Source organism: Pectobacterium zantedeschiae (genome assembly GCF_004137795.1).
Classification (GTDB): Bacteria; Pseudomonadota; Gammaproteobacteria; order Enterobacterales; family Enterobacteriaceae; genus Pectobacterium; species Pectobacterium zantedeschiae.
On the sequence record NZ_NWTM01000001.1, the window covers coordinates 1,146,785 to 1,167,313 of the forward strand.

The 20,529-nt window shown below is 50.2% G+C and carries 15 protein-coding genes, 2 pseudogenes and 1 other annotated feature; of the genes and pseudogenes, 11 read left to right on the forward strand and 6 right to left on the reverse strand.

The annotated features are described in order from the left end of the window. Positions 1–524 precede the first annotated feature (524 nt). Entirely contained in the window at positions 525–2,042 is a 1,518-nt protein-coding gene (gene dtpA / locus CLR69_RS05140; RefSeq protein WP_129711263.1) for a dipeptide/tripeptide permease DtpA, read from the forward strand. A gap of 120 nt (positions 2,043–2,162) precedes the next feature. Here the strand turns inward: dtpA and cysB are convergent, their stop codons facing one another. Both cysB and topA read right to left on the reverse strand, forming a co-directional pair. Further along, entirely contained in the window at positions 2,163–3,137 is a 975-nt protein-coding gene (gene cysB, locus CLR69_RS05145) for an HTH-type transcriptional regulator CysB (RefSeq protein ID WP_129707902.1), read from the reverse strand. A gap of 386 nt (positions 3,138–3,523) precedes the next feature. Then, the gene (gene topA, locus CLR69_RS05150; RefSeq protein WP_129707899.1) at positions 3,524–6,124 is read right to left on the reverse strand and encodes a type I DNA topoisomerase; all 2,601 of its coding nucleotides are present in this window, start codon (positions 6,122–6,124) and stop codon (positions 3,524–3,526) included. Between the two features lie 369 nt (positions 6,125–6,493). Here topA and CLR69_RS05155 point away from each other — a divergent pair, with 369 nt between their 5' ends. Then, entirely contained in the window at positions 6,494–6,763 is a 270-nt protein-coding gene (locus tag CLR69_RS05155) for a YciN family protein (protein WP_129711264.1), read from the forward strand. 55 nt (positions 6,764–6,818) lie between these two features. Here CLR69_RS05155 and sohB read toward each other — a convergent pair whose 3' ends face one another. After that, positions 6,819–7,865, reverse strand: a complete 1,047-nt coding sequence (sohB, locus tag CLR69_RS05160; RefSeq protein WP_129707893.1) for a protease SohB — start codon at positions 7,863–7,865, stop codon at positions 6,819–6,821. Between the two features lie 354 nt (positions 7,866–8,219). Here sohB and CLR69_RS05165 point away from each other — a divergent pair, with 354 nt between their 5' ends. Beyond that, entirely contained in the window at positions 8,220–8,981 is a 762-nt protein-coding gene (locus CLR69_RS05165; protein WP_129711522.1) for a YciK family oxidoreductase, read from the forward strand. A gap of 18 nt (positions 8,982–8,999) precedes the next feature. Next, entirely contained in the window at positions 9,000–9,590 is a 591-nt protein-coding gene (gene cobO, locus CLR69_RS05170) for a cob(I)yrinic acid a,c-diamide adenosyltransferase (protein WP_129711265.1), read from the forward strand. Between the two features lie 70 nt (positions 9,591–9,660). On the opposite strand, the gene rluB is transcribed toward cobO, so the two are convergent. Both rluB and CLR69_RS05180 read right to left on the reverse strand, forming a co-directional pair. Next, a complete protein-coding gene (rluB, locus tag CLR69_RS05175) occupies positions 9,661–10,545 on the reverse strand; it encodes a 23S rRNA pseudouridine(2605) synthase RluB (RefSeq protein ID WP_129711266.1) in 885 nt (294 codons plus the stop codon). A gap of 157 nt (positions 10,546–10,702) precedes the next feature. Next, a complete protein-coding gene (locus tag CLR69_RS05180; protein ID WP_113627521.1) occupies positions 10,703–11,323 on the reverse strand; it encodes an L-threonylcarbamoyladenylate synthase in 621 nt (206 codons plus the stop codon). Positions 11,324–11,603: 280 nt separating this feature from the next. Here CLR69_RS05180 and CLR69_RS05185 point away from each other — a divergent pair, with 280 nt between their 5' ends. Next, positions 11,604–12,362 carry a hypothetical protein gene (locus tag CLR69_RS05185; RefSeq protein WP_129711267.1) on the forward strand — a complete coding sequence of 253 codons (759 nt, stop codon included), beginning with the start codon at positions 11,604–11,606 and terminating at the stop codon, positions 12,360–12,362. 49 nt (positions 12,363–12,411) lie between these two features. Here CLR69_RS05185 and rnm read toward each other — a convergent pair whose 3' ends face one another. Next, positions 12,412–13,296: an RNase RNM gene (rnm, locus tag CLR69_RS05190; RefSeq protein ID WP_165345943.1), complete on the reverse strand. Its 885-nt coding sequence runs from the start codon at positions 13,294–13,296 to the stop codon at positions 12,412–12,414. A 208-nt stretch (positions 13,297–13,504) separates the two neighbouring features. Further along, positions 13,505–13,609: a sequence feature (Trp leader region), on the forward strand. Between the two features lie 31 nt (positions 13,610–13,640). Here rnm and CLR69_RS05195 point away from each other — a divergent pair. From CLR69_RS05195 to trpA, 6 genes and pseudogenes are all read left to right on the forward strand, one after another. Further along, entirely contained in the window at positions 13,641–15,203 is a 1,563-nt protein-coding gene (locus CLR69_RS05195) for an anthranilate synthase component 1 (protein ID WP_129711269.1), read from the forward strand. Next, positions 15,203–15,774 (forward strand): annotated as a pseudogene (locus CLR69_RS05200) (glutamine amidotransferase-related protein); the annotation flags it as partial. The gene CLR69_RS05195 and the pseudogene CLR69_RS05200, both read left to right, overlap by 1 nt. Positions 15,775–15,867: 93 nt before the next feature. Beyond that, positions 15,868–16,863: pseudogene (gene trpD / locus CLR69_RS05205) on the forward strand (anthranilate phosphoribosyltransferase); the annotation flags it as partial. Positions 16,864–16,870: 7 nt separating this feature from the next. Next, positions 16,871–18,238 (forward strand): bifunctional indole-3-glycerol-phosphate synthase TrpC/phosphoribosylanthranilate isomerase TrpF, encoded by a 1,368-nt coding sequence (trpCF, locus tag CLR69_RS05210; RefSeq protein ID WP_129711271.1) that lies wholly within the window; start codon positions 16,871–16,873, stop codon positions 18,236–18,238. A gap of 13 nt (positions 18,239–18,251) precedes the next feature. Next, on the forward strand, positions 18,252–19,445 hold the full coding sequence (gene trpB, locus CLR69_RS05215; protein WP_025919071.1) for a tryptophan synthase subunit beta: 1,194 nt from the start codon (positions 18,252–18,254) through the stop codon (positions 19,443–19,445). Next, the gene (gene trpA, locus CLR69_RS05220) at positions 19,445–20,251 is read left to right on the forward strand and encodes a tryptophan synthase subunit alpha (protein ID WP_129711272.1); all 807 of its coding nucleotides are present in this window, start codon (positions 19,445–19,447) and stop codon (positions 20,249–20,251) included. Before trpB ends, trpA begins: the two co-directional genes overlap by 1 nt. Positions 20,252–20,529: the final 278 nt, after the last annotated feature.

Genomic DNA, 20,529 nt, shown 5'->3' on the forward strand with positions numbered 1-20,529 from the left:
TATTCCTCTATCAAAAAGCCTGTATAAAAACACAAATAACCACTATTTAAGGCCAATAAGTTATTTTTAATAGAAAATTTAGTGATTGAAAATAACGTATTGTGATTATATCCAAAACCATCTTATTGCATGCTGTTGGTGGATTTTTATACTCACTGCATATTTAGTAATATGCAAAAGATTAAACCGCATATTCATTCATAGTTAATGATATTGTCTTGGTTTTAATGAAAAGGCAGATTATATCCCTTTTATAAAAAACAAACGTGACAAAGCAAGATAATCATTTGAAGCAAAAGCAAGTTATGAAATTAAACTCTGCATAACATTTATTTTCTGGTTTTATCCAACCACAAAATCCGCTTGTAACAAAACATTTCAAAAAGCTTGTCTATCCGTAAAATCACGTCAATATAACGTCGTTTTTCCTCCCCATAACTAATCAAAAGAGGTTGCAGTTTCACTGTTTCACTCTTGTTATTTTCTCGTTAAAAAAAACGAGATATGTAAAATCAGAGGTCTTTGTGTCAACAGCAAACAACAACAGCGATTCCACAGAAAGCGTCAGCATGAACGCTTTCAAACAACCAAAAGCGTTTTATCTCATCTTTAGTATCGAGCTGTGGGAGCGTTTTGGTTACTACGGTCTACAGGGCATTATGGCGGTTTATCTGGTCAAAATGCTGGGTATGTCCGAAACTGACTCCATCACCCTTTTCTCCTCGTTCAGCGCGCTGGTTTACGGTTTCGTCGCCATTGGCGGCTGGCTGGGCGATAAAGTCCTCGGCACCAAACGTGTGATCGTGCTGGGTGCTATCGTGCTGGCATTCGGCTACGCCATGATTTCCTACTCCGGTCACAGCGTTACATGGGTTTATATCGGTATGGCAACCATTGCTGTCGGTAACGGATTGTTTAAAGCCAACCCGTCAGCCCTGCTGTCTACCTGCTATGCGAAAGACGATCCGCGTCTGGATGGCGCCTTCACCATGTATTATATGTCGGTGAACATCGGCTCGTTCTTTTCTATGCTAGCTACCCCAGTGCTTGCCGCGCACTATGGCTGGAGCGTGGCCTTCTCCCTGAGCGTAGTTGGTATGATTCTGACACTGGTTAACTTCATGTTCTGCCGTAAATGGGTCAGCACACAAGGTTCTCAACCCGATTTCCAGCCGATTAATCTACAGAAACTTGCCGTCACTCTTGTGGGTATTGTCGTGCTGGTCGCTATTTCGACCTGGCTGTTGCACAACCAAAGCATCGCGCGTTGGATCCTGACACTTATTTCACTGGCCGTTGTCGCGATTTTCATCAAAGAAATGCTGGCGGTGAGCGGTGCTGAACGCCGGAAAATGATCGTGGCACTTCTGCTGATGTTGGAAGCCGTCGTCTTCTTTGTGCTGTACAACCAGATGCCAACATCGCTGAACTTCTTTGCTATCCGCAACGTTGAACACTCTATTTTAGGTTTTACCTTTGAGCCAGAGCAGTATCAGGCGCTCAACCCATTCTGGATCATGGTTGCCAGCCCGATTCTGGCTGCGGTTTACAACAAAATGGGCGACCAGCTACCGATGGCGCACAAGTTTGCGATCGGTATGGTGCTGTGTTCCGGCGCGTTTCTGGTGCTACCATGGGGTGCCAGCATGGCCAACGAACAGGGTATCGTGTCCGTCAACTGGTTGATCCTCTGCTATGGCCTACAAAGTATCGGGGAGTTAATGATTTCCGGTCTGGGTCTGGCGATGGTCGCCCAACTAGTGCCTCAGCGTCTGATGGGCTTCATCATGGGTGCCTGGTTCCTGACATCAGCAGGTGCAGCGATTATCGCAGGCTACGTCGCCAATATGATGGCGGTGCCTGAGAACGTCGTAGACCCGCATGCCTCTCTTGAGATTTATAGCAATGTCTTCCTCCAGATTGGTATCGTCACCGGCATCATCGCTGTTCTGATGCTGCTGACGGCACCAAAACTGACGCGTATGACGCAGGATGCCGACGATGCACCTGTGGACACAGAAACTGCCGCAGCATCTGCCTGATAACGTATCTGAGCACCTCACTCAAATAATGATGTGAAGTGCTATTGGTAAAGAGCCAAATGATAAAAAGCCAGACAGTGTCTGGCTTTTTTATTGTGCTTGACCCGTCCTGAATGACGTTTACTTCACAGGCAGCGTCACATCTTTGAACATGGCTTCAATTTCATCATTCGAACGTAGCGCAACGGCGGAATCGACGACATCACGCGTCAAATGCGGAGCAAAGCGCTGGATGAAATCGTACATGTAGCTACGTAAGAACGTACTACGACGGAAACCAATTTTCGTGGTGCTATAGCTGAAGATACTGTTTGCGTTGATGGTCACCAGATCGGTTTCCGTTTGCGGATCGACCGCCATGTTGGCAATCACCCCCACACCCAGCCCTAAACGCACGTAGGTCTTAATCACATCAGCATCTGTTGCGGTAAAGACGATGCGCGGTGTGAGCCCAGCCCGGTTAAATGCCGTATCCAGTTCGGAGCGTCCCGTAAAGCCAAAGGTATAGGTGACAATGGGATACGCCGCCAGTTCTTCAATAGTGATGTCTGTCTTGGATGCCAGCGGGTGATCGGGTTTTACTACCACAGCACGATTCCAGTGGTAGCACGGTAGCATGATCAGATCGTCGTAAAGATGCAGCGCTTCCGTCGCAATAGCAAAATCCGCAGATCCTTTAGCAACGGCCTCGGCAATCTGCGTCGGCGAGCCCTGATGCATGTGCAGAGACACGCGAGGATAGCGGTCGATAAAACCTTTGATAACGCCTGGCAGCGCGTAGCGGGCCTGCGTATGGGTAGTCGCGACATACAGCGACCCTTTATCGGGATAGGTATGCTCTCCGGCAACGGCTTTGATGGCATCAACTTTCGATAACACTTCGCGTGCAATGCGGATGACTTCCTGTCCAGCGGGTGTCACCTGTGTCAGGTGTTTTCCACTACGGGCAAAAATCTGAATGCCCAATTCATCCTCCAGCATGCGGACCTGTTTACTGATCCCCGGCTGAGAGGTATACAACCCTTCTGCGGTAGAAGACACATTTAGGTTGTGATTAACAACTTCAACAATATAACGAAGCTGTTGTAGTTTCATAATTTATCCCATTCCCAATTGAAGTGTGCACATGGCATCTCACGACGTTCTGACGACGTTCCATTTTATTGATCTGTTCTTGATTGCACCTTCACCGTCCGGCGCATATTTCCATCAATTAATGTCATTTAATCATAAAAATTATTTTTATATAACCATTTTTACATGAGGCGGTGATTAAAGAACGCAGTGCGTGCGATTATCACCGAGGTAAACCGCATGATTCTCTATCCCGGATCAACAATCCTCATGCTATCGCAAGACAACTTTCATACATCTGTTTTATCAGGAAATTTTCTGCGATCAAAAAAGCCAGCCTGACGGCTGGCTTGATTTGACTATTTTCTACATACAACCACAGTTGAGCAGAGAATGGCTAAAAGGTATCACTTCTTCCCTTCAACCCATTTTCCGTCAATATAAAATGCGGACCAGCCCGTTGCCTTGCCGTCCTTCTCTGACGAGACATATTGCTGTTTGGTCTTGCGGCTGAAACGCACCTGCGTTTTATTACCGTCTTTATCGACCACCGGTGCATCAGCCAGATAGCGCAGTTTTTCTGGTAAACGATCTTTGAATCGCACCAGTTCCTCTACCAACGGCGCTCTCGTTTCGCGAGATTTCGGGAACGTATTCGCCGCAAGGAATACCCCTGCAGCACCGTCACGCAATACGAAATAGGCATCAGACTTCTCGCAAGGCAACTCAGGCAACGGCACCGGATCTTCTTTCGGTGGCGCAACATCACCATTACGCAGAATCTTACGCGTGTTAGTACAAGTCTCGCTGGTGCAGGCCATGTATTTACCGAAGCGCCCCATTTTAAGGTGCATTTCGGAACCACATTTTTCGCACTCTACAATCGGACCATCATAGCCCTTGATGCGGAACTCGCCAGCTTCGATTTCATATCCGTCACAGGCTGGATTATTACCGCAAACGTGCAGCTTACGCTGATTATCAATCAGATAGCTGTCCATCGCCGTACCGCATTTTTCACAGCGACGGCGAGCACGCAACGCGTTAGTTTCGGCTTCATCACCTTCTAACACGTTCAACACTTCGGCTTCTGGGATCAGATTAATCGTGGTTTTACAGCGCTCTTTCGGCGACAGTGCATAGCCGGAACAGCCCAGGAACACACCGGTACTGGCGGTACGAATACCCATTTGACGAGAACAGGTTGGACAGTCAATGCTGGTCAGCACCATCGCATTGGGGCGCATACCGCCTTCTTCAGGATCCTGCTCTGCCTTTTCCAACTGCTGGCTAAATTCGTTGAAGAACTCATCCAGCACAGCTTTCCATTCCGCCTGATTATTGGCGACCTGGTCGAGTCGGCTTTCCATCCGCGCGGTGAAATCGTAATTCATCAATTCGCGGAAGTTTTCTTCCAGTCGGTCGGTAACGATTTCACCCATTTTTTCGGCGTAGAAACGGCGATTTTCCACACGCACATAACCACGATCCTGGATGGTCGAAATAATAGAGGCATAGGTAGATGGACGACCAATACCGCGTTTTTCCAACTCTTTAACCAGAGAAGCATCGCTATAACGTGCTGGTGGTTTAGTGAAGTGTTGCCCCGGCAGCAGTTTCTGTAGCGACAGCGCCTCACCCACGTCCACGGTTGGCAACGTGCGATCTTCATCATTTTTACGTAGCGCTGGCATGACCTTCGTCCAGCCATCAAAACGCAGCGTACGGCCTTTCGCACGCAGTTGATAATCTGCGGCTTCCACAATCAAGGTGGTGGAATCGTATTGCGCAGGCGTCATTTGACAGGCAACGAACTGACGCCAAATCAGCTGATACAACTTCTGTGCATCGGCTTCCATATCTTTCAGGCTGTCAGCCAGTACACCCACATCGGAAGGACGAATAGCTTCATGCGCTTCCTGCGAATTTTCTTTGCTGCTGTAGACGGTCGCCGCCTCTGGCAGATAGCGCTTACCGAACTCTTCGCCGATATAGCCACGCACCATCGTCAGAGCATCCTGACTGAGGTTTGTTGAGTCAGTACGCATATAGGTAATGTAGCCAGCTTCGTACAGACGCTGCGCCATCATCATGGTCTTTTTCACACCAAAGCCAAGACGCGTGCTGGCAGCCTGTTGCAGCGTGGATGTAATGAACGGCGCACCCGGTTTGCTGCTGGTAGGCTTATCTTCACGGTCAGCAACCACATAGCGTGCGTTTTCCAGCAGACTGACTGCCGCATGCGTTTGCTCTTTATTAACCGGCTTAAACGGTTTGCCGTTGTGGTGCGTTACCTGCATTTGCAGTTGAATATCGCTGCCCGCCAGCAAATCGGCGTGCAATTCCCAATATTCTTCTGGTACGAACGCTTTGATTTCACGCTCACGATCGACAATCAGGCGTACCGCTACCGACTGCACGCGCCCAGCGGACAGGCCACGGGCAATTTTTTTCCACAGCAGCGGGGAAACCATGTAACCCACCACGCGATCCATAAACCGACGCGCCTGCTGTGCATTAACGCGGTCAATATTCAAGGTGTCGGGTTTTTCAAACGCCTGTTTGATGGCATTCTTCGTGATTTCGTTAAACACTACGCGGCTGAAACGCTGATCGTCACCGCCAATGATTTCCCGCAGGTGCCAGGCAATGGCTTCCCCTTCGCGGTCAAGGTCGGTTGCGAGATAGATGTGGTCGGCATTTTCCGCCAGCGTTTTTAATTCGGAGACAACCTTCTCCTTACCCGGCAGTATTTCGTAGTTGGCTTTCCAACCATGGTAAGGATCGACGCCCATACGATTAACCAGCGCGGATTTTTCATCCTTTTTGACTTTCTTTTTCGTTTTATCTTTAGTCGTTGAGTCCGCGCTCTTTTTACTGACTGAGCCACTCGTCGGCAAATCGCGCACATGACCGACGCTGGATTTCACCACGTAGTCATTGCCTAAATACTTATTGATCGTTTTGGCTTTTGCCGGGGACTCGACGATAACGAGAGCTTTACCCATATGTACTATTACCTGCTGAATTCTTCTGAAAATCAGATATTTTTCGGGGCATCCAGAGCGGATTCTACTGACTGCGCAAAATCCCACACTCTACCTGATAAATACTGCCACGCAACCTAATTAGCATGGAAAACCTGTTTTATCCGCTTCCTGCCAAATTGAATATCGGCAGGTAAGCCCCTAAAATGTAGCCCATTTGCATCATAATCTGCCCTTTACGCTGAAACCGTATCGCAGTACCCTTTCTCTTGATGCAGTTTTTGAAATAACGGTGTTGATTTTTGAAATAGCCGCATTGGTTTTCGAAATAGCATTGTTGATATAGTGCAACTACCCCCTTTTTCAAGGGTGAGTACAGGAGTAGCAATCATGTCACCTGAACATCAGGTTAATGAAGAAAAACGCCCTATTGATCGTCAGAGTTTATTAGCTGAAGCCAATGACATCATTAAACATCACGATGATTATTTGCACGGTATGGTCGCTGATAGCGTAGAACAAAAAAACGACGTGCTGGTTTTTCGCGGTGAGTTTTTTCTCGATGAAAACGGAATCCCGACCTTAAAAAGCACCGCTGTATTTAACATGTTCAAACATCTTGCGCATGTTTTATCCGAAAAATATTATTTGGTCGATTAGACGCAAATGCCCGCAGTTTGCGGGCATTTGACTTGGTATAACTGAATAATATCGATTACAGCAGGGGTTTTGAACCACGCTGCCACCAACGCAGCATCAGGCGTTCTGCGGTATCTCCCGCGCTGCCGGTCAGACGATCCAGCAGACGTTTACGCCGCGTATAGCGAACGCTTAATACCTCATGGCTAGCCATTTCGGCAATTAACAGATCGTCACTGGTGCCGATAGCATCTATCAATCCCAACTCTTTCGCCTGAGTACCAAACCAGTGCTCTCCTGTCGCAACCGAGTCAATATCCAGCGATGGACGCATCTGCTGTACAAAGTCCTTAAACAGCGTATGCGTGACATTCAAATCTTCGCGGAACTTCTCACGACCTTGTTCGGTATTCTCACCAAACAGCGTCAACGTGCGTTTAAATTCACCCGCGGTATGCAGTTCAACATCAATGTCTTTGTTTTTCAGCAAACGATGGAAATTGGGGATTTGTGCCACGACGCCAATAGAACCCACAATAGCAAAAGGCGCCGCTACGATACGGTCGGCTACGCAGGCCATCATATATCCGCCGCTGGCTGCAACTTTATCTACGGAGACCGTCAAGCGTACGCCACCTTGGCGCAGACGTTGTAATTGCGAAGCAGCCAGACCATAGCCGTGTACCACGCCGCCGGGGCTTTCGAGACGCAGCAATACTTCATCTTTTGGTTTCGCTACGGCAAGCACAGCAGAGATCTCTTCACGCAGCGAACTCACTTCTCCTGCATCCATGCTGCCATTGAAATCAAGGACGTACAGGCACGGTTTTACATTTTTCTCTTCACCACGTTTGGCTCGCTGTTTATCTTGCTTCGCGGTTTCTTTTTCTTTTTTCTTTTCTTGTTTAGATAACAGCTTAAGTTCGGTGTCGCTCATACAGGCAGTCTGCATTTCACGCTGCATTTCCTGATATTGCTCGCCCAGATTCGTGACCTGCAGCTCACCTTTATGTTGGCGCTTGCGTTGCGTCATCCCGAATGCCAGAACGACTAACGCACCGATAGCCACCACGATGGTGAGCACCTTAGCCAGGAATAAACCGTACAGAGAAAGTAATTCCACAAACACCGTCCTCATTGACTGAGTATTAATTAATGTTGGCTTACTGACCAACCATGGCGTTGACGTCGCACACCATTGCCTTCCTATAACCTAACTGATGGCACGCAATATGGCGATGTTATTCCTGTGGTTTTTATGCCTAATGCTGCTTTTTACAACAGCACAGGGATAAATAGAGGCAGTCTCATTGAAAACGTGTGGCATTTGAGGCATAACACCCCCATTCGCCTGCCCGGATGCGCCTCATCTGACGCTTCGATCGACACAACCCTGCAACCTCGTCGTGCCGATACGCAATGGCAGATCTATTATCTGAAGTGTGGACGTTCTGCGCCACAGCAAGAGGAATTCATTGTGCATTACCAGCCTAAAATCGATTTACTGCAAAACCGCATTATTCTTGTCACCGGCGCTGGAGATGGCATTGGTCGTGAAGCCGCTCTGATCTACGCTCGCTACGGCGCACACGTTATCTTATTAGGACGAACGGAAAGCAAACTACAGGCGGTTAAAAAACAGATCGAACAGGAACACGGTACGGCGGCACACGTTGTTGTCTGCGATATGTTGGCCATATCCTCCGCACAGTGTTTTCAGTTGGCTGACGAGCTGGCGCAGGTTGTACCGCATCTGGATGGCGTCCTGCACAATGCCGGATTACTCGGGGAAATTGTCCCTGTCGTACAGCAAACGCCTGAGATTTGGCATCAGGTTATGCAAGTCAACGTCAATGCAACCTTTATGCTGACGCAGGCTCTGCTGCCACTGTTATTGAAATCGCCTTGCCCTTCTCTGGTTTTCACCAGTTCCAGCGTCGGCCGCGAAGGTCGTGCTAACTGGGGAGCCTATTCTGTATCCAAGTTCGCGACAGAAGGCCTGATGCAAGTGCTGGCTGATGAATATCGTTCACACAATCTGCGGGTAAACTGCATTAATCCCGGTGGAACGCGTACGGGAATGCGCGCCTCAGCGTTCCCCAACGAAGATCCGATGAAGCTGAAAACGCCGGCAGATATCATGCCGCTGTATCTCTATCTGATGGGCGATGATAGCCGCCGTAAAACGGGGATGAGTTTTGATGCACAGCCGGGTAGAAAAGCGGGTCCAGCAGAATAATAGACAAGGGCACTAAGTATGAGCGATGAACGCCACCAGCAGCGCCAACAGCGTCTGAAAGAAAAAGTCGATGCCCGCATTGCCGCCGCGAATGAAACGCGCGGTATCCTGATTGTATTCACTGGGAATGGGAAAGGAAAAACGACAGCCGCGTTTGGCACCGTCACGCGGGCGATCGGCCACGGTTTACAGGCTGGCGTGATCCAGTTTATTAAAGGTGAATGGCCAAACGGAGAAAAGAACCTGTTGCAACAGCATGGCGTAGAATTTCAGGTGATGGCAACCGGTTTTACCTGGGAGACGCAGAATCGTCAGACGGATACCGAAGCAGCGCAGAATGTCTGGCAAGCGGGAAAACGGATGCTGGCCGATCCACAACTTGACCTCGTCGTATTAGATGAACTGACATATATGATTAGTTACGACTATCTGGATTTAAGTGACGTTGTCACTGCATTGAAGCAGCGTCCTGCAGGACAAACGGTGATCATCACCGGCCGTGGTTGCCACCGGGATTTGCTGGACATGGCCGATACCGTGACGGAAATGCGTCCGGTAAAGCATGCATTTGATAACGGTATTCAGGCACAGCAAGGTATTGACTGGTAATCTTTAGCTGTAATGAGGCTAAATGAAAACGGGCAGCAAAAGCTGCCCGTAAAGCGTTTGGAGATAAATATTAGCCGTTGCGTTTCGGCTTTGGAGACGTGCGGCGTGCCGGGGCGCTGTTGATCTGGCTGTGACGTTTTACCGCACGGCGGATCTGGTTCGCTTTCACCCGACGGCGTTCACGCTCAACTGGCAGTTTCGATACGGTTTCTGCCGGAAGCTGCACTAATTCACGCAGATAGTTCAGCTGTTCCAGCGGCATTTCTGCCCAACCACCGCGAGGAATACCTTTCGGTAACGTAATGTCGCCATAGCGCACGCGAATCAGGCGGCTAACCTGTACACCGACGGCTTCCCACAGACGGCGAACTTCACGGTTACGCCCTTCTGTCAGCGTCACGCTATACCACTGGTTAAGACCTTCACCACCCTGATAGCGGATAGTACGGAACGAGGCCGGACCATCTTCGAGCTGTACGCCTTTACTCAGCTGTTTGATCTTTTCGTCGTCAACTTCACCGAAGACCCGCACGGCATATTCACGCTCAACTTCACGACTCGGATGCATCAGGCGATTGGCCAGCTCACCGTCTGTCGTGAACAGCAGCAGGCCGGAGGTGTTCACATCCAGACGCCCTACAGCAACCCAACGAGAGCCCTGAATTCTCGGCAGACGGTCAAATACCGTTGGACGCCCATCAGGATCGTTGCGGGTACAGAGTTCGCCTTCTGGTTTGTAATACACCAGCACGCGGCACACGGTTTCTTCGGTTTCCTTAACGGTAACCACATGGCCATCAATACGGATTTTGGTGGCTTTCGTCACTTCAACGCGATCGCCCAGAGTGGCAACCTTACCGTCAACGCTGACGCGTCCAGCCTGAATGATACCTTCAATTTCGCGGCGTGAGCCATGTCCGGCGCGCGCCAGAACTTTTTGTAACTTTTCGCTCATTGAGCAACCTCTAGTGTCGCCTTCCCAGGCGTCGGGGGGAGTCATAACTGCCGATAAAATTCAGCAGGTTACGTAAAAATCGTTCGTCATATTCAATGCTGGCGCGATTATACCGATCTTCGCGCCATTTGTATTCCCATTGTTACAGCCGCCGCGCTTATAAGAACGGCGTGACATCGCCAGTGCCTTCGCGGGCGACGCGCGGCACAGATTCGGTCAAGTCGATAACTGTCGTAGGCTGCTGACCAAGCGAACCACCGTGAATAATCAAATCCACCAATTTTCCCAATCTTTCCTGAATTTCTTCTGGATCGGATTCAGCAAAATCATTTCCCGGCAGCATCAGCGTTGTCGACATCAGCGGTTCATTTAGCGCAGCCAGCAGATCCAGTGCAATTGGATTAGACGGCACACGCAGGCCGATAGTTTTGCGTTTTTCATTCATTAGGCGGCGAGGAACCTCTTTCGTCGCTTTCAGAATAAAGGTGTAATTACCTGGCGTATTATTTTTAATCAACCGGAAAGCAGAGTTATCAACATGGGCGTACGTCGATAGTTCGGACAGATCGCGACACATCAGCGTGAAGTTATGATCGCTACCCAAATCGCGAATCCGACAGATGCGTTCCAACGCGTTCTTTTCGCCCAACATGCAACCCAGCGCATAACCGGAATCCGTTGGATAAACAATCACCCCGCCTTTATGCAAAAACTCCACCGATTGACTGATTAATCGTGGTTGCGGATTCTGCGGATGAATATAGAAAAACTGACTCATGGCCCTACCTCGTGCGTCTGACATTTCGCGGCGTTGTGCACCCAAGCCACGCATCATACAACATCGTTACGATACTCCCGAACCTCAACAGTAGCGCATTGTGCAATACACTCACGTCTGTGACAAAGTCCGAATGTCCCATCTTCTAACTGACTATTGTAGAACGTGTTTACTGCAAAATAATTTTATTTTATGCAATCGGAACTCACCCTCCCGGTTTTGCTACCCATAGATATTGGTAACGCATAAAACCATTAACTGGCGTTAAAAAGGACATACCATGTTTATCCGTACCTCCTCCCCAGCACAAACAAGTGCACCTTCAGATATTGCTAATATTATACGCACCTCTGATTTATCAAGGGGTTCGCTTCAGGCGATGAAAGACTTCAAGTCAAATCCGGAGAGGTTTTTGGCGCAAAATATCGTGGATATATCAGGTGTAATGAAGAGTAATGATCGAACGAGTACCACCCACATGCTCAATGATGTTCTTAAAAAAGGGTATTTCGCCCTCATTCCATCCGAAAATGGAAATAATAAATTTCATCTCAAACCCGTCAATGTTTCCACTACGACAGAGGCAGAAAATGTCATTTATGCACACTGGATCCCTTTCAAGAGCGGTAATGTCACGCCTGGATATACAGATGTTCCGAAAATTCCACATCACGCGCCGCGTGACGATAATGCGATTTTTGCCTTTACGCCCGGCATGAATGGATGCGCGTTAGAAGTGAGAGAACATCCCACTCGAGATAATTATTATCGAATTTTTCATAATCAGCATCCAACCAGCCAGGTACAGACGGATCTTATTGACGAAATCGCAGGCAGTAAAGTCGACGCCTTTACTGAAAGTGAATACTTTCAGCACAATAACGCGTTATTAATGCCTGTCGCGGCTAACATCATGCATTTTGATAATAGACAAGGCGGATGGGCGTTTATCAGCCAGCCTCAGGGCATTAACATGCATAACAATGCGGTTGAAAGAATGTCCGACAGCAACGTTATTTTCAGATATATGGCAGAATAACGCACACGGTTATTCAGAGAACAGATCTACGCCGAATCTGCGTCCTGCGCTAATTTACCAACACGGGATGATGCCAAACGGGTTCGACATCGGCAGGCAGCCACAGCTTGCGGCCTAGTTCAATCCAAGCGCAAGGCAGGTGAAAATCCGACCCTTGCGACGCCATCAGGTTGAAATCACGCGCATAGCGAGCGAGCTGCGTTCGCTCATCCGGTGCCTGTTGGCATTGTGCGACTTCCATTGCGATCCCACCACTTTCTGCGAACATGGCTAACAGACGCTTTAACCATTTGGCTGTCAAATCGTAGCGACCTGGATGAGCCAGTACCGACACTCCGCCAGATTGATGAATCGCCGCGATCGCTTGCGGGATGGAGCACCACTGCGGTGGCACGTAGCCGGTTTTGCCTTTCGCCAGATATTTTTTAAATACCTGATTCATATTCGCTGCGATGCCCAGTTCGATCAGATAACGCGCAAAATGTGCTCGTGTAATCTGCCCTCCGGTCGCCAAACGCTGTGCCCCAGCCAATGCATCGGGAATGCGGGATTTTTCCAACCGAGCGGCGATCTGTTCCGCCCGACTCTGCCGGTTATTAGCCTGTTGTTGTAGCAACCCACTTAACGCAGGGTGTGTAATATCCATCCCCAATCCGACAATATGGATCTCATGGTTTTCCCACAGCGTGGAGATCTCTACACCGGGAATCAACCTCAACGGCAGCTTCTGTTGTGCTATCGCACTCTGTGCTTCTTCAAGCCCAGCGGTTGTGTCGTGATCGGTAATGGCCAGCACGCTCACCCGCATATCTACCGCCCGACTAACCAGCGCTGTCGGCGTTAAAAGGCCATCAGACGCCGTGGTATGGCTATGTAAATCATAAAGTGGGAATGACGATATCGGTTGGGAATCTTCTGGCACAAGCCTATCCATTAACAAGAATCATGCGAAGGCCGCATGATGCCATTAATAGGACGCAAATGGTAATGCCTGCCGTTTGCCAGAGTAATAAAATAATCCTATTGAAGGTGTTGACATTTCATCACCGAACCAGTTAACTAGTACACAAGCTCAGCACGCAGACATTGCTCAGTACACAAACAGCGAGATGATGATAATGGCAACGCAGAAAATGATGAAGCATGGTTGGTGGCGCTCTTCCCTATCGCGGGTGGACTAATCACGCATCGCTGTTATCACACATGCAGATATTCCCAGACCCGCTTAACTAAGCGGGTTTTTTATTTGATGGGCACAACATTAAACGGGTAGCAAGAATGCAAACAACACGACCAACACTGGAACTGCTGCGTATTGAGGCCGTTTACCGTAACGACCCTAGCGCCATCTTCCATCAGCTCTGCGGTGCAAGACCTGCCACGTTGCTGCTAGAGTCAGCTGAAATCGACAGCAAGGAAAACCTGAAAAGCCTGTTAATCATTGATAGCGCACTGCGCATCACCGCACTCGGCCAACAGGTTTCTATTCAGGCATTAACGGCAAACGGTGCCAGCCTGCTGCCGCTCCTGGATGCCGCCCTACCTGCGGAGATTATCAATCAACCGCGTCCGAACGGTCGTGAACTCACCTTTCCACTGGCAGATGCCATGCAGGATGAAGATGCTCGCCTGCGTTCACTGTCCGTGTTTGATGCTTTACGCCAAATTCTGACGCTGGTTATCTGCCCGACAGACGAGCGTGAAGCCATGTTCCTCGGTGGCCTGTTTGCTTACGATCTGGTCGCTGGATTTGAAGAATTGCCCGAGCTGAGCCAGCAGCAGCGTTGCCCGGATTTTTGCTTCTATCTGGCCGAAACCCTGCTGGTGCTTGACCACCAAAAACGTGTGACCGCCCTGCAAGCCAGCCTGTTTACGCCAAAGAACAGCGAAAAGCAGCGTCTGCAACAGCGTCTGGAGCAATTACAATCTCAGCTCACCCAACCAGCTCCCGCGCTGCCGCGTCAGTCCATCGAAGATATGACGCTGAACTGTAACCAGAGCGATGAGGCCTTCGGTGAAGTTGTCAGTCAAATGCAGGAAGCCATCCGCATCGGTGAAATTTTTCAGGTCGTGCCGTCGCGTCGTTTCTCTCTGCCATGCCCTTCTCCGCTTGCGGCCTACCAAACGTTGAAAGATAACAATCCAAGCCCTTACATGTTTTACATGCAGGATCAGGATTTCACGCTGTTCGGGGCCTCACCGGAAAGTTCGCTGAAATACGATGCCGACAGCCGCCAAATCGAAATCTATCCCATTGCCGGCACCCGTCCACGCGGACGCAAGGCTGATGGCTCACTGGATCGCGATCTTGATAGCCGTATTGAGCTGGAAATGCGTACCGACCATAAAGAGCTGGCTGAGCATCTGATGTTGGTGGATTTAGCCCGTAACGATCTGGCGCGCATCTGTCAGCCAGGCAGCCGTTACGTTGCTGATCTGACCAAAGTTGATCGCTATTCCTTTGTCATGCATCTGGTTTCCCGCGTCGTTGGCACCTTGCGTGAAGATCTGGATGTCCTGCACGCCTACCGAGCCTGCATGAATATGGGCACGCTGAGCGGCGCACCGAAAGTCCGGGCAATGCAGTTGATTGCAGAAAGTGAGAAAACCCGGCGCGGCAGCTACGGCGGCGCAGTGGGTTATTTCACCGCCCACGGCGATCTGGATACCTGCATCGTCATTCGCTCCGCCTATGTCGAGGACGGTATTGCCACCGTTCAGGCAGGTGCAGGGGTTGTTCTGGATTCTAATCCTCAGGCCGAAGCCGACGAAACACGCAATAAAGCCCGCGCAGTGCTGCGAGCCATTGCCAGTGCACATCATGCAAAGGAGATCTTCTGATGGCCGACATCCTGCTGCTCGATAATATCGACTCATTCACCTACAACCTAGTGGATCAACTGCGTGCCAGCGGCCATCAGGTCGTGATTTACCGTAACCATTTGCCTGCCAATGTCATCATCGCGCGGTTACAGCAGATGGAAAAACCGATTCTAATGCTCTCTCCTGGCCCTGGAACACCAGCAGAAGCAGGCTGTATGCCGGAACTGCTACAACGCCTGCGCGGTCAGTTGCCGATTATTGGTATTTGTCTCGGCCATCAGGCCATCGTGGAAGCCTACGGTGGGCATGTCGGTCAAGCGGGTGAAATCCTGCATGGTAAAGCCTCAGCCATTGACCATGATGCAAGCGGCATGTTTAGCGGCTTGCCGCACCCATTACCGGTTGCCCGTTACCACTCATTGGTTGGCAGCAACATTCCTTCTACGCTGACCATTAACGCACACTTCAACACGATGGTGATGGCCGTGCGTAACGATGCGGATCGCGTCTGCGGTTTTCAATTCCATCCTGAGTCGATCCTGACCACACATGGCGCTCGACTACTGGAACAAACGCTGGATTGGGCGCTGGCTTAACGAGGGATACGATGATGCAACTGTCTTCTACGCAACAATCTTCTAAGACCCGGGAACCGTCTACTGCTCAGGATGTATTTGTCATGCAAAATATACTGGAAAAATTATATCGCGCGGAAAGTATCAGCCGTCAGGAAAGCCAGGCGCTGTTTGGCGCAATTATCCGCGGTGAACTGGAAGCCAGCCAACTGGCAGCGGCGTTGATTAGCATGAAAGTACGCGGCGAGCATCCCGATGAAATTGCGGGTGCCGCCACGGCATTACTGGCCGATGCGCAGCCGTTTCCACGCCCTGACTATTTATTTGCCGATATCGTCGGCACAGGCGGTGACGGCACGAACAGCATCAACATATCAACCGCCAGTGCATTCGTTGCCGCCAGTTGTGGTCTGAAAATCGCCAAGCACGGCAACCGTAGCGTCTCCAGCCGTTCCGGTTCGTCCGACCTGCTTTCTGCTTTCGGCATTAAACTGGATATGAGCGCGCAGGATTCACGTCAGGCGCTGGACGATTTGGGTGTATGTTTCCTCTTTGCTCCGCAATATCATTTAGGTTTCCGCCATGCCATGCCGGTGCGTCAGCAGCTTAAAACGCGCACCGTCTTCAACGTGCTGGGACCGTTGGTTAACCCGGCACGTCCACCGCTGGCGCTGATTGGCGTGTATAGCCCCGAGCTAGTCCGTCCTATCGCCGAAACGTTGAAAGTGCTGGGCTACCAGCGTGCGGCTGTCGTACACGGCGGCGGGATGGATGAAGTCGCCATTCATGCACCAACACAGGTTGCAGAATTAAATAACGGCAAGATCGAAACCTACGAACTGACACATCGCGATTTCGGTCTGGAGGCATATCCGCTGTCGGCATTACAAGGCGGTACGCCGGAAGAAAATCGTGACATTCTCGCGTCGCTGCTACAAGGTAAAGGTGAACGCGCGCACGCCGCTGCGGTTGCCGCCAATGTTGCGTTGCTTCTGAGATTGTTCGGACAAGAAGATCTGCGCCAGAATGCGCAACAGGCACTTGAAGTCATTCATAGCGGTCAGGCTTATCAGCGCGTTATCGCCCTGTCCGCCAGAGGATAATGGAACCATGCAGGAAACCGTATTACATAAAATTGTGCGTGATAAAGCGCTCTGGGTTGCGGAACGCGAGAAAGCACAGCCGCTGGCCTCTTTTCAACATGAGATCGTCCCCAGTCAGCGTGACTTTTATCAGGCGCTGAAGCAGGATAAACCCGCTTTTATTCTGGAATGCAAAAAGGCGTCGCCATCGAAGGGATTAATTCGCGACGATTTTGACCCGGTAGCCATTGCTCAGGTCTATAAGGATTATGCGTCTGCTATTTCTGTGTTGACCGACGAGAAATATTTTCAGGGCGACTTTGCCTTTCTGCCACAGGTCAGTGCAGCAGTACATCAGCCGGTGTTGTGCAAAGACTTTATTATTTCGCCCTACCAGATCTATCTGGCACGTTACTATCAGGCCGATGCCATTCTGCTGATGCTGTCCGTGCTGGACGATGAGCAGTATCAGCAACTGGCCGAGGTGGCGCACAGTCTGAAACTGGGTGTGTTGACGGAAGTCAGTAATGAAGAAGAGCTACAGCGTGCCATTCAGCTCGAAGCTCGCGTCGTCGGGATCAACAACCGCGACCTGCGCGATCTCTCCATTGATCTCAACCGTACCAGAACGCTTGCACCGCGTCTGCCTGCTGGCGTAACCGTGATCAGTGAATCCGGCATCAACCGCCATGCACAGATTCGTGAACTCAGCGCATTTGCTCATGGGTTCTTGATCGGTAGCTCGCTAATGTCCGAGCCGGACCTGAACGGGGCGGTACGCCGCGTCATTCTTGGTGAGAACAAAGTCTGCGGCCTGACGCGCGCGACAGATGCGCTGGCGGCCTATCAAGCCGGAGCACTCTATGGCGGATTAATCTTCGTCGCCAGTTCTCCACGCTATGTTGATGCCAAACAAGCCGCCAACGTTATCACAGGTGCTCCACTGCGCTATGTCGGTGTTTTCCGCAATGCGCCCGTCGAACACATCGTTGCTATCACAACGCAGTTAGGGTTAGCGGCCGTTCAGCTACACGGCGATGAAGATCAGCAGACAATCAACCAGTTACGCCTGCAATTACCGGCGGCGTGCCAGATTTGGAAAGCGCTGAGCATCGCAGATGTACTGCCTGAACGTAATCTCACTAATGTCGATCGCTACGTATTTGACAACGCTCAGGGCGGCAGCGGTAAAACGTTCAACTGGTCGTTGCTGACCCATCAGCCACTGGATAACGTGTTGTTAGCCGGTGGCCTGAATAGCGATAACTGCGCCCTGGCGGCACAGCAAGGTTGCGCAGGGCTTGATTTCAATTCCGGGGTAGAAAGCGAACCGGGAAAAAAAGATTCACATAAAATTGCTGCGGTTTTTGCAACGTTACATCAGCCGCAACACTAAAACAGACGGGAAAATCATGACATTACTCAACCCTTACTTCGGTGAATTCGGCGGACAATTTGTTCCGCAGATCCTCATCCCAGCGTTACGTCAGTTGGAAGAGGCTTTCGTCAGCGCACAAAAAGATCCTGAGTTTCAGGCCGAATTTACCGATCTGCTAAAAAATTATGCGGGTCGCCCAACAGCATTAACCCTGTGCCAAAACCTGACGGCAGGGACGAAAACCAAGCTGTACCTGAAACGCGAAGATCTGCTGCACGGCGGTGCGCACAAAACCAATCAGGTGCTTGGACAGGCATTGCTAGCTAAGCGCATGGGTAAAAGCGAAATCATTGCTGAAACCGGTGCGGGCCAACATGGCGTCGCGACGGCGCTGGCTTGTGCACTGCTCGGTCTGAAATGCCGCGTTTATATGGGAGCAAAAGACGTTGAGCGTCAGTCGCCAAACGTATTCCGCATGCGTCTTATGGGCGCCGAAGTGATTCCAGTTCATAGCGGTTCCTCCACGCTGAAAGATGCTTGTAACGAAGCGCTGCGTGACTGGTCTGGCAGCTATGAAACGGCACACTACCTACTGGGAACGGCGGCAGGCCCGCACCCTTACCCGACTATCGTACGCGAATTCCAACGCATGATTGGCGAAGAGACGAAAGCGCAGATTCTGGAAAAAGAAGGTCGCTTGCCAGATGCGGTGCTGGCCTGTGTCGGCGGTGGATCTAATGCCATTGGGATGTTCGCTGATTTCATCGACGATACTGACGTCCGTCTGATCGGCATTGAACCTGGCGGCTTAGGCATTGAATCCGGGCAGCACGGTGCGCCGTTAAAACATGGCCGCGTCGGTATCTATTTCGGCATGAAGTCGCCGATGATGCAAACGTCAGACGGACAAATTGAAGAGTCCTACTCTATTTCCGCCGGACTGGATTTCCCATCCGTCGGCCCGCAGCACGCCTACCTGAACAGCATCGGTCGTGCCGACTATGTCTCGATTACCGATGATGAAGCGCTGGATGCTTTCAAAGCACTCTGCCGTGGTGAAGGCATTATACCTGCGCTGGAATCATCCCACGCGTTGGCACACGCCTTGAAGATGATCAAAGCGGAGCCGGAGAAAGAGCAACTGCTGGTGGTCAACCTGTCCGGTCGTGGTGATAAAGACATCTTTACCGTGCATGATATTTTGAAAGATCGGGGAGAAATCTAATGGAACGCTATCAACAGCTGTTTACACGCCTGTCAGAAAATAAAGAAGGCGCGTTCGTCCCCTTTGTCACGCTGGGCGATCCATCCCCTGAGCAGTCACTGAAGATTATCGATACGCTGATCGCCGCAGGTGCCGACGCACTCGAGCTAGGTGTGCCCTTCTCTGATCCGCTAGCCGATGGCCCAACGATTCAGGACGCCAACTTACGTGCCTTTGCCGCAGGCGTTACGCCGGGACAATGCTTCGAAATGTTGGCGACCATACGTCAGAAATACCCAGAAATCCCGATTGGCCTGCTGATGTATGCCAATCTGGTCTTCAGCAACGGTATTGATGAATTTTATCAGCGTTGTGCCGAGGTTGGCGTCGATTCGGTTTTAGTGGCGGATGTTCCGGTGGTAGAGTCAGCCGCTTTCCGTACAGCAGCGCTACGACACGGTATTGCACCTATCTTTATCTGCCCACCCAATGCTGACGATGAGTTGCTGCGCGAGATCGCCTCTTATGGTCGTGGCTATACCTATCTGGTTTCGCGCGCAGGTGTGACCGGGGCAGAAAAGCGTGCTCAGTTGCCGCTGAATCATCTGGTTGCCAAACTGAATGAGTATCATGCCGCACCACCGCTACAGGGATTTGGCATTTCTGACCCTTCCCAAGTGCGAGAAACATTAGCATCAGGTGCCGCGGGGGCCATTTCTGGCTCTGCGATCGTACGGATTATCGAAAAAAACCTGAACCAGCCCGATGTAATGCTGTCAGAGTTACACGCCTTTGTGAGTGAAATGAAAGCGGCTACGCGTTCATAACACTTTTCAGGCGCGCGATTTATGCTTAATACAAGCGATGTCGCGCGCCGAATAATGTTTCAAATCATTTCAAAATTAATCAAAATAAAATATCTTCAATTATTATTTCATGTCTAACTCATTATAATTGTAAGAAATATTTTCAAATTGAAATAATTATTTAATCCCGTCTTACAGAAATAAATCAAATAATCATTAATTTTTAAACCGCATAAATCCCGCGAATAAAACACGAAGAAAATCACATAATTGAGATCATTTAAAATTTTCTCTTTTTG

Excerpts from the sequence above, each read along its gene's own strand:
- cysB (WP_129707902.1), bottom strand. The coding sequence starts at position 3,137 with ATGAAACTACAACAGCTTCGTTATATTGTTGAAGTTGTTAATCACAAC.
- rnm (WP_165345943.1), bottom strand. The coding sequence starts at position 13,296 with ATGGATAGGCTTGTGCCAGAAGATTCCCAACCGATATCGTCATTCCCA.
- rluB (WP_129711266.1), bottom strand. The coding sequence starts at position 10,545 with ATGAGCGAAAAGTTACAAAAAGTTCTGGCGCGCGCCGGACATGGCTCA.
- trpCF (WP_129711271.1), top strand. The coding sequence starts at position 16,871 with ATGCAGGAAACCGTATTACATAAAATTGTGCGTGATAAAGCGCTCTGG.
- cobO (WP_129711265.1), top strand. The coding sequence starts at position 9,000 with ATGAGCGATGAACGCCACCAGCAGCGCCAACAGCGTCTGAAAGAAAAA.
- CLR69_RS05180 (WP_113627521.1), bottom strand. The coding sequence starts at position 11,323 with ATGAGTCAGTTTTTCTATATTCATCCGCAGAATCCGCAACCACGATTA.
- CLR69_RS05195 (WP_129711269.1), top strand. The coding sequence starts at position 13,641 with ATGCAAACAACACGACCAACACTGGAACTGCTGCGTATTGAGGCCGTT.
- CLR69_RS05155 (WP_129711264.1), top strand. The coding sequence starts at position 6,494 with ATGTCACCTGAACATCAGGTTAATGAAGAAAAACGCCCTATTGATCGT.
- trpA (WP_129711272.1), top strand. The coding sequence starts at position 19,445 with ATGGAACGCTATCAACAGCTGTTTACACGCCTGTCAGAAAATAAAGAA.
- topA (WP_129707899.1), bottom strand. The coding sequence starts at position 6,124 with ATGGGTAAAGCTCTCGTTATCGTCGAGTCCCCGGCAAAAGCCAAAACG.
- CLR69_RS05185 (WP_129711267.1), top strand. The coding sequence starts at position 11,604 with ATGTTTATCCGTACCTCCTCCCCAGCACAAACAAGTGCACCTTCAGAT.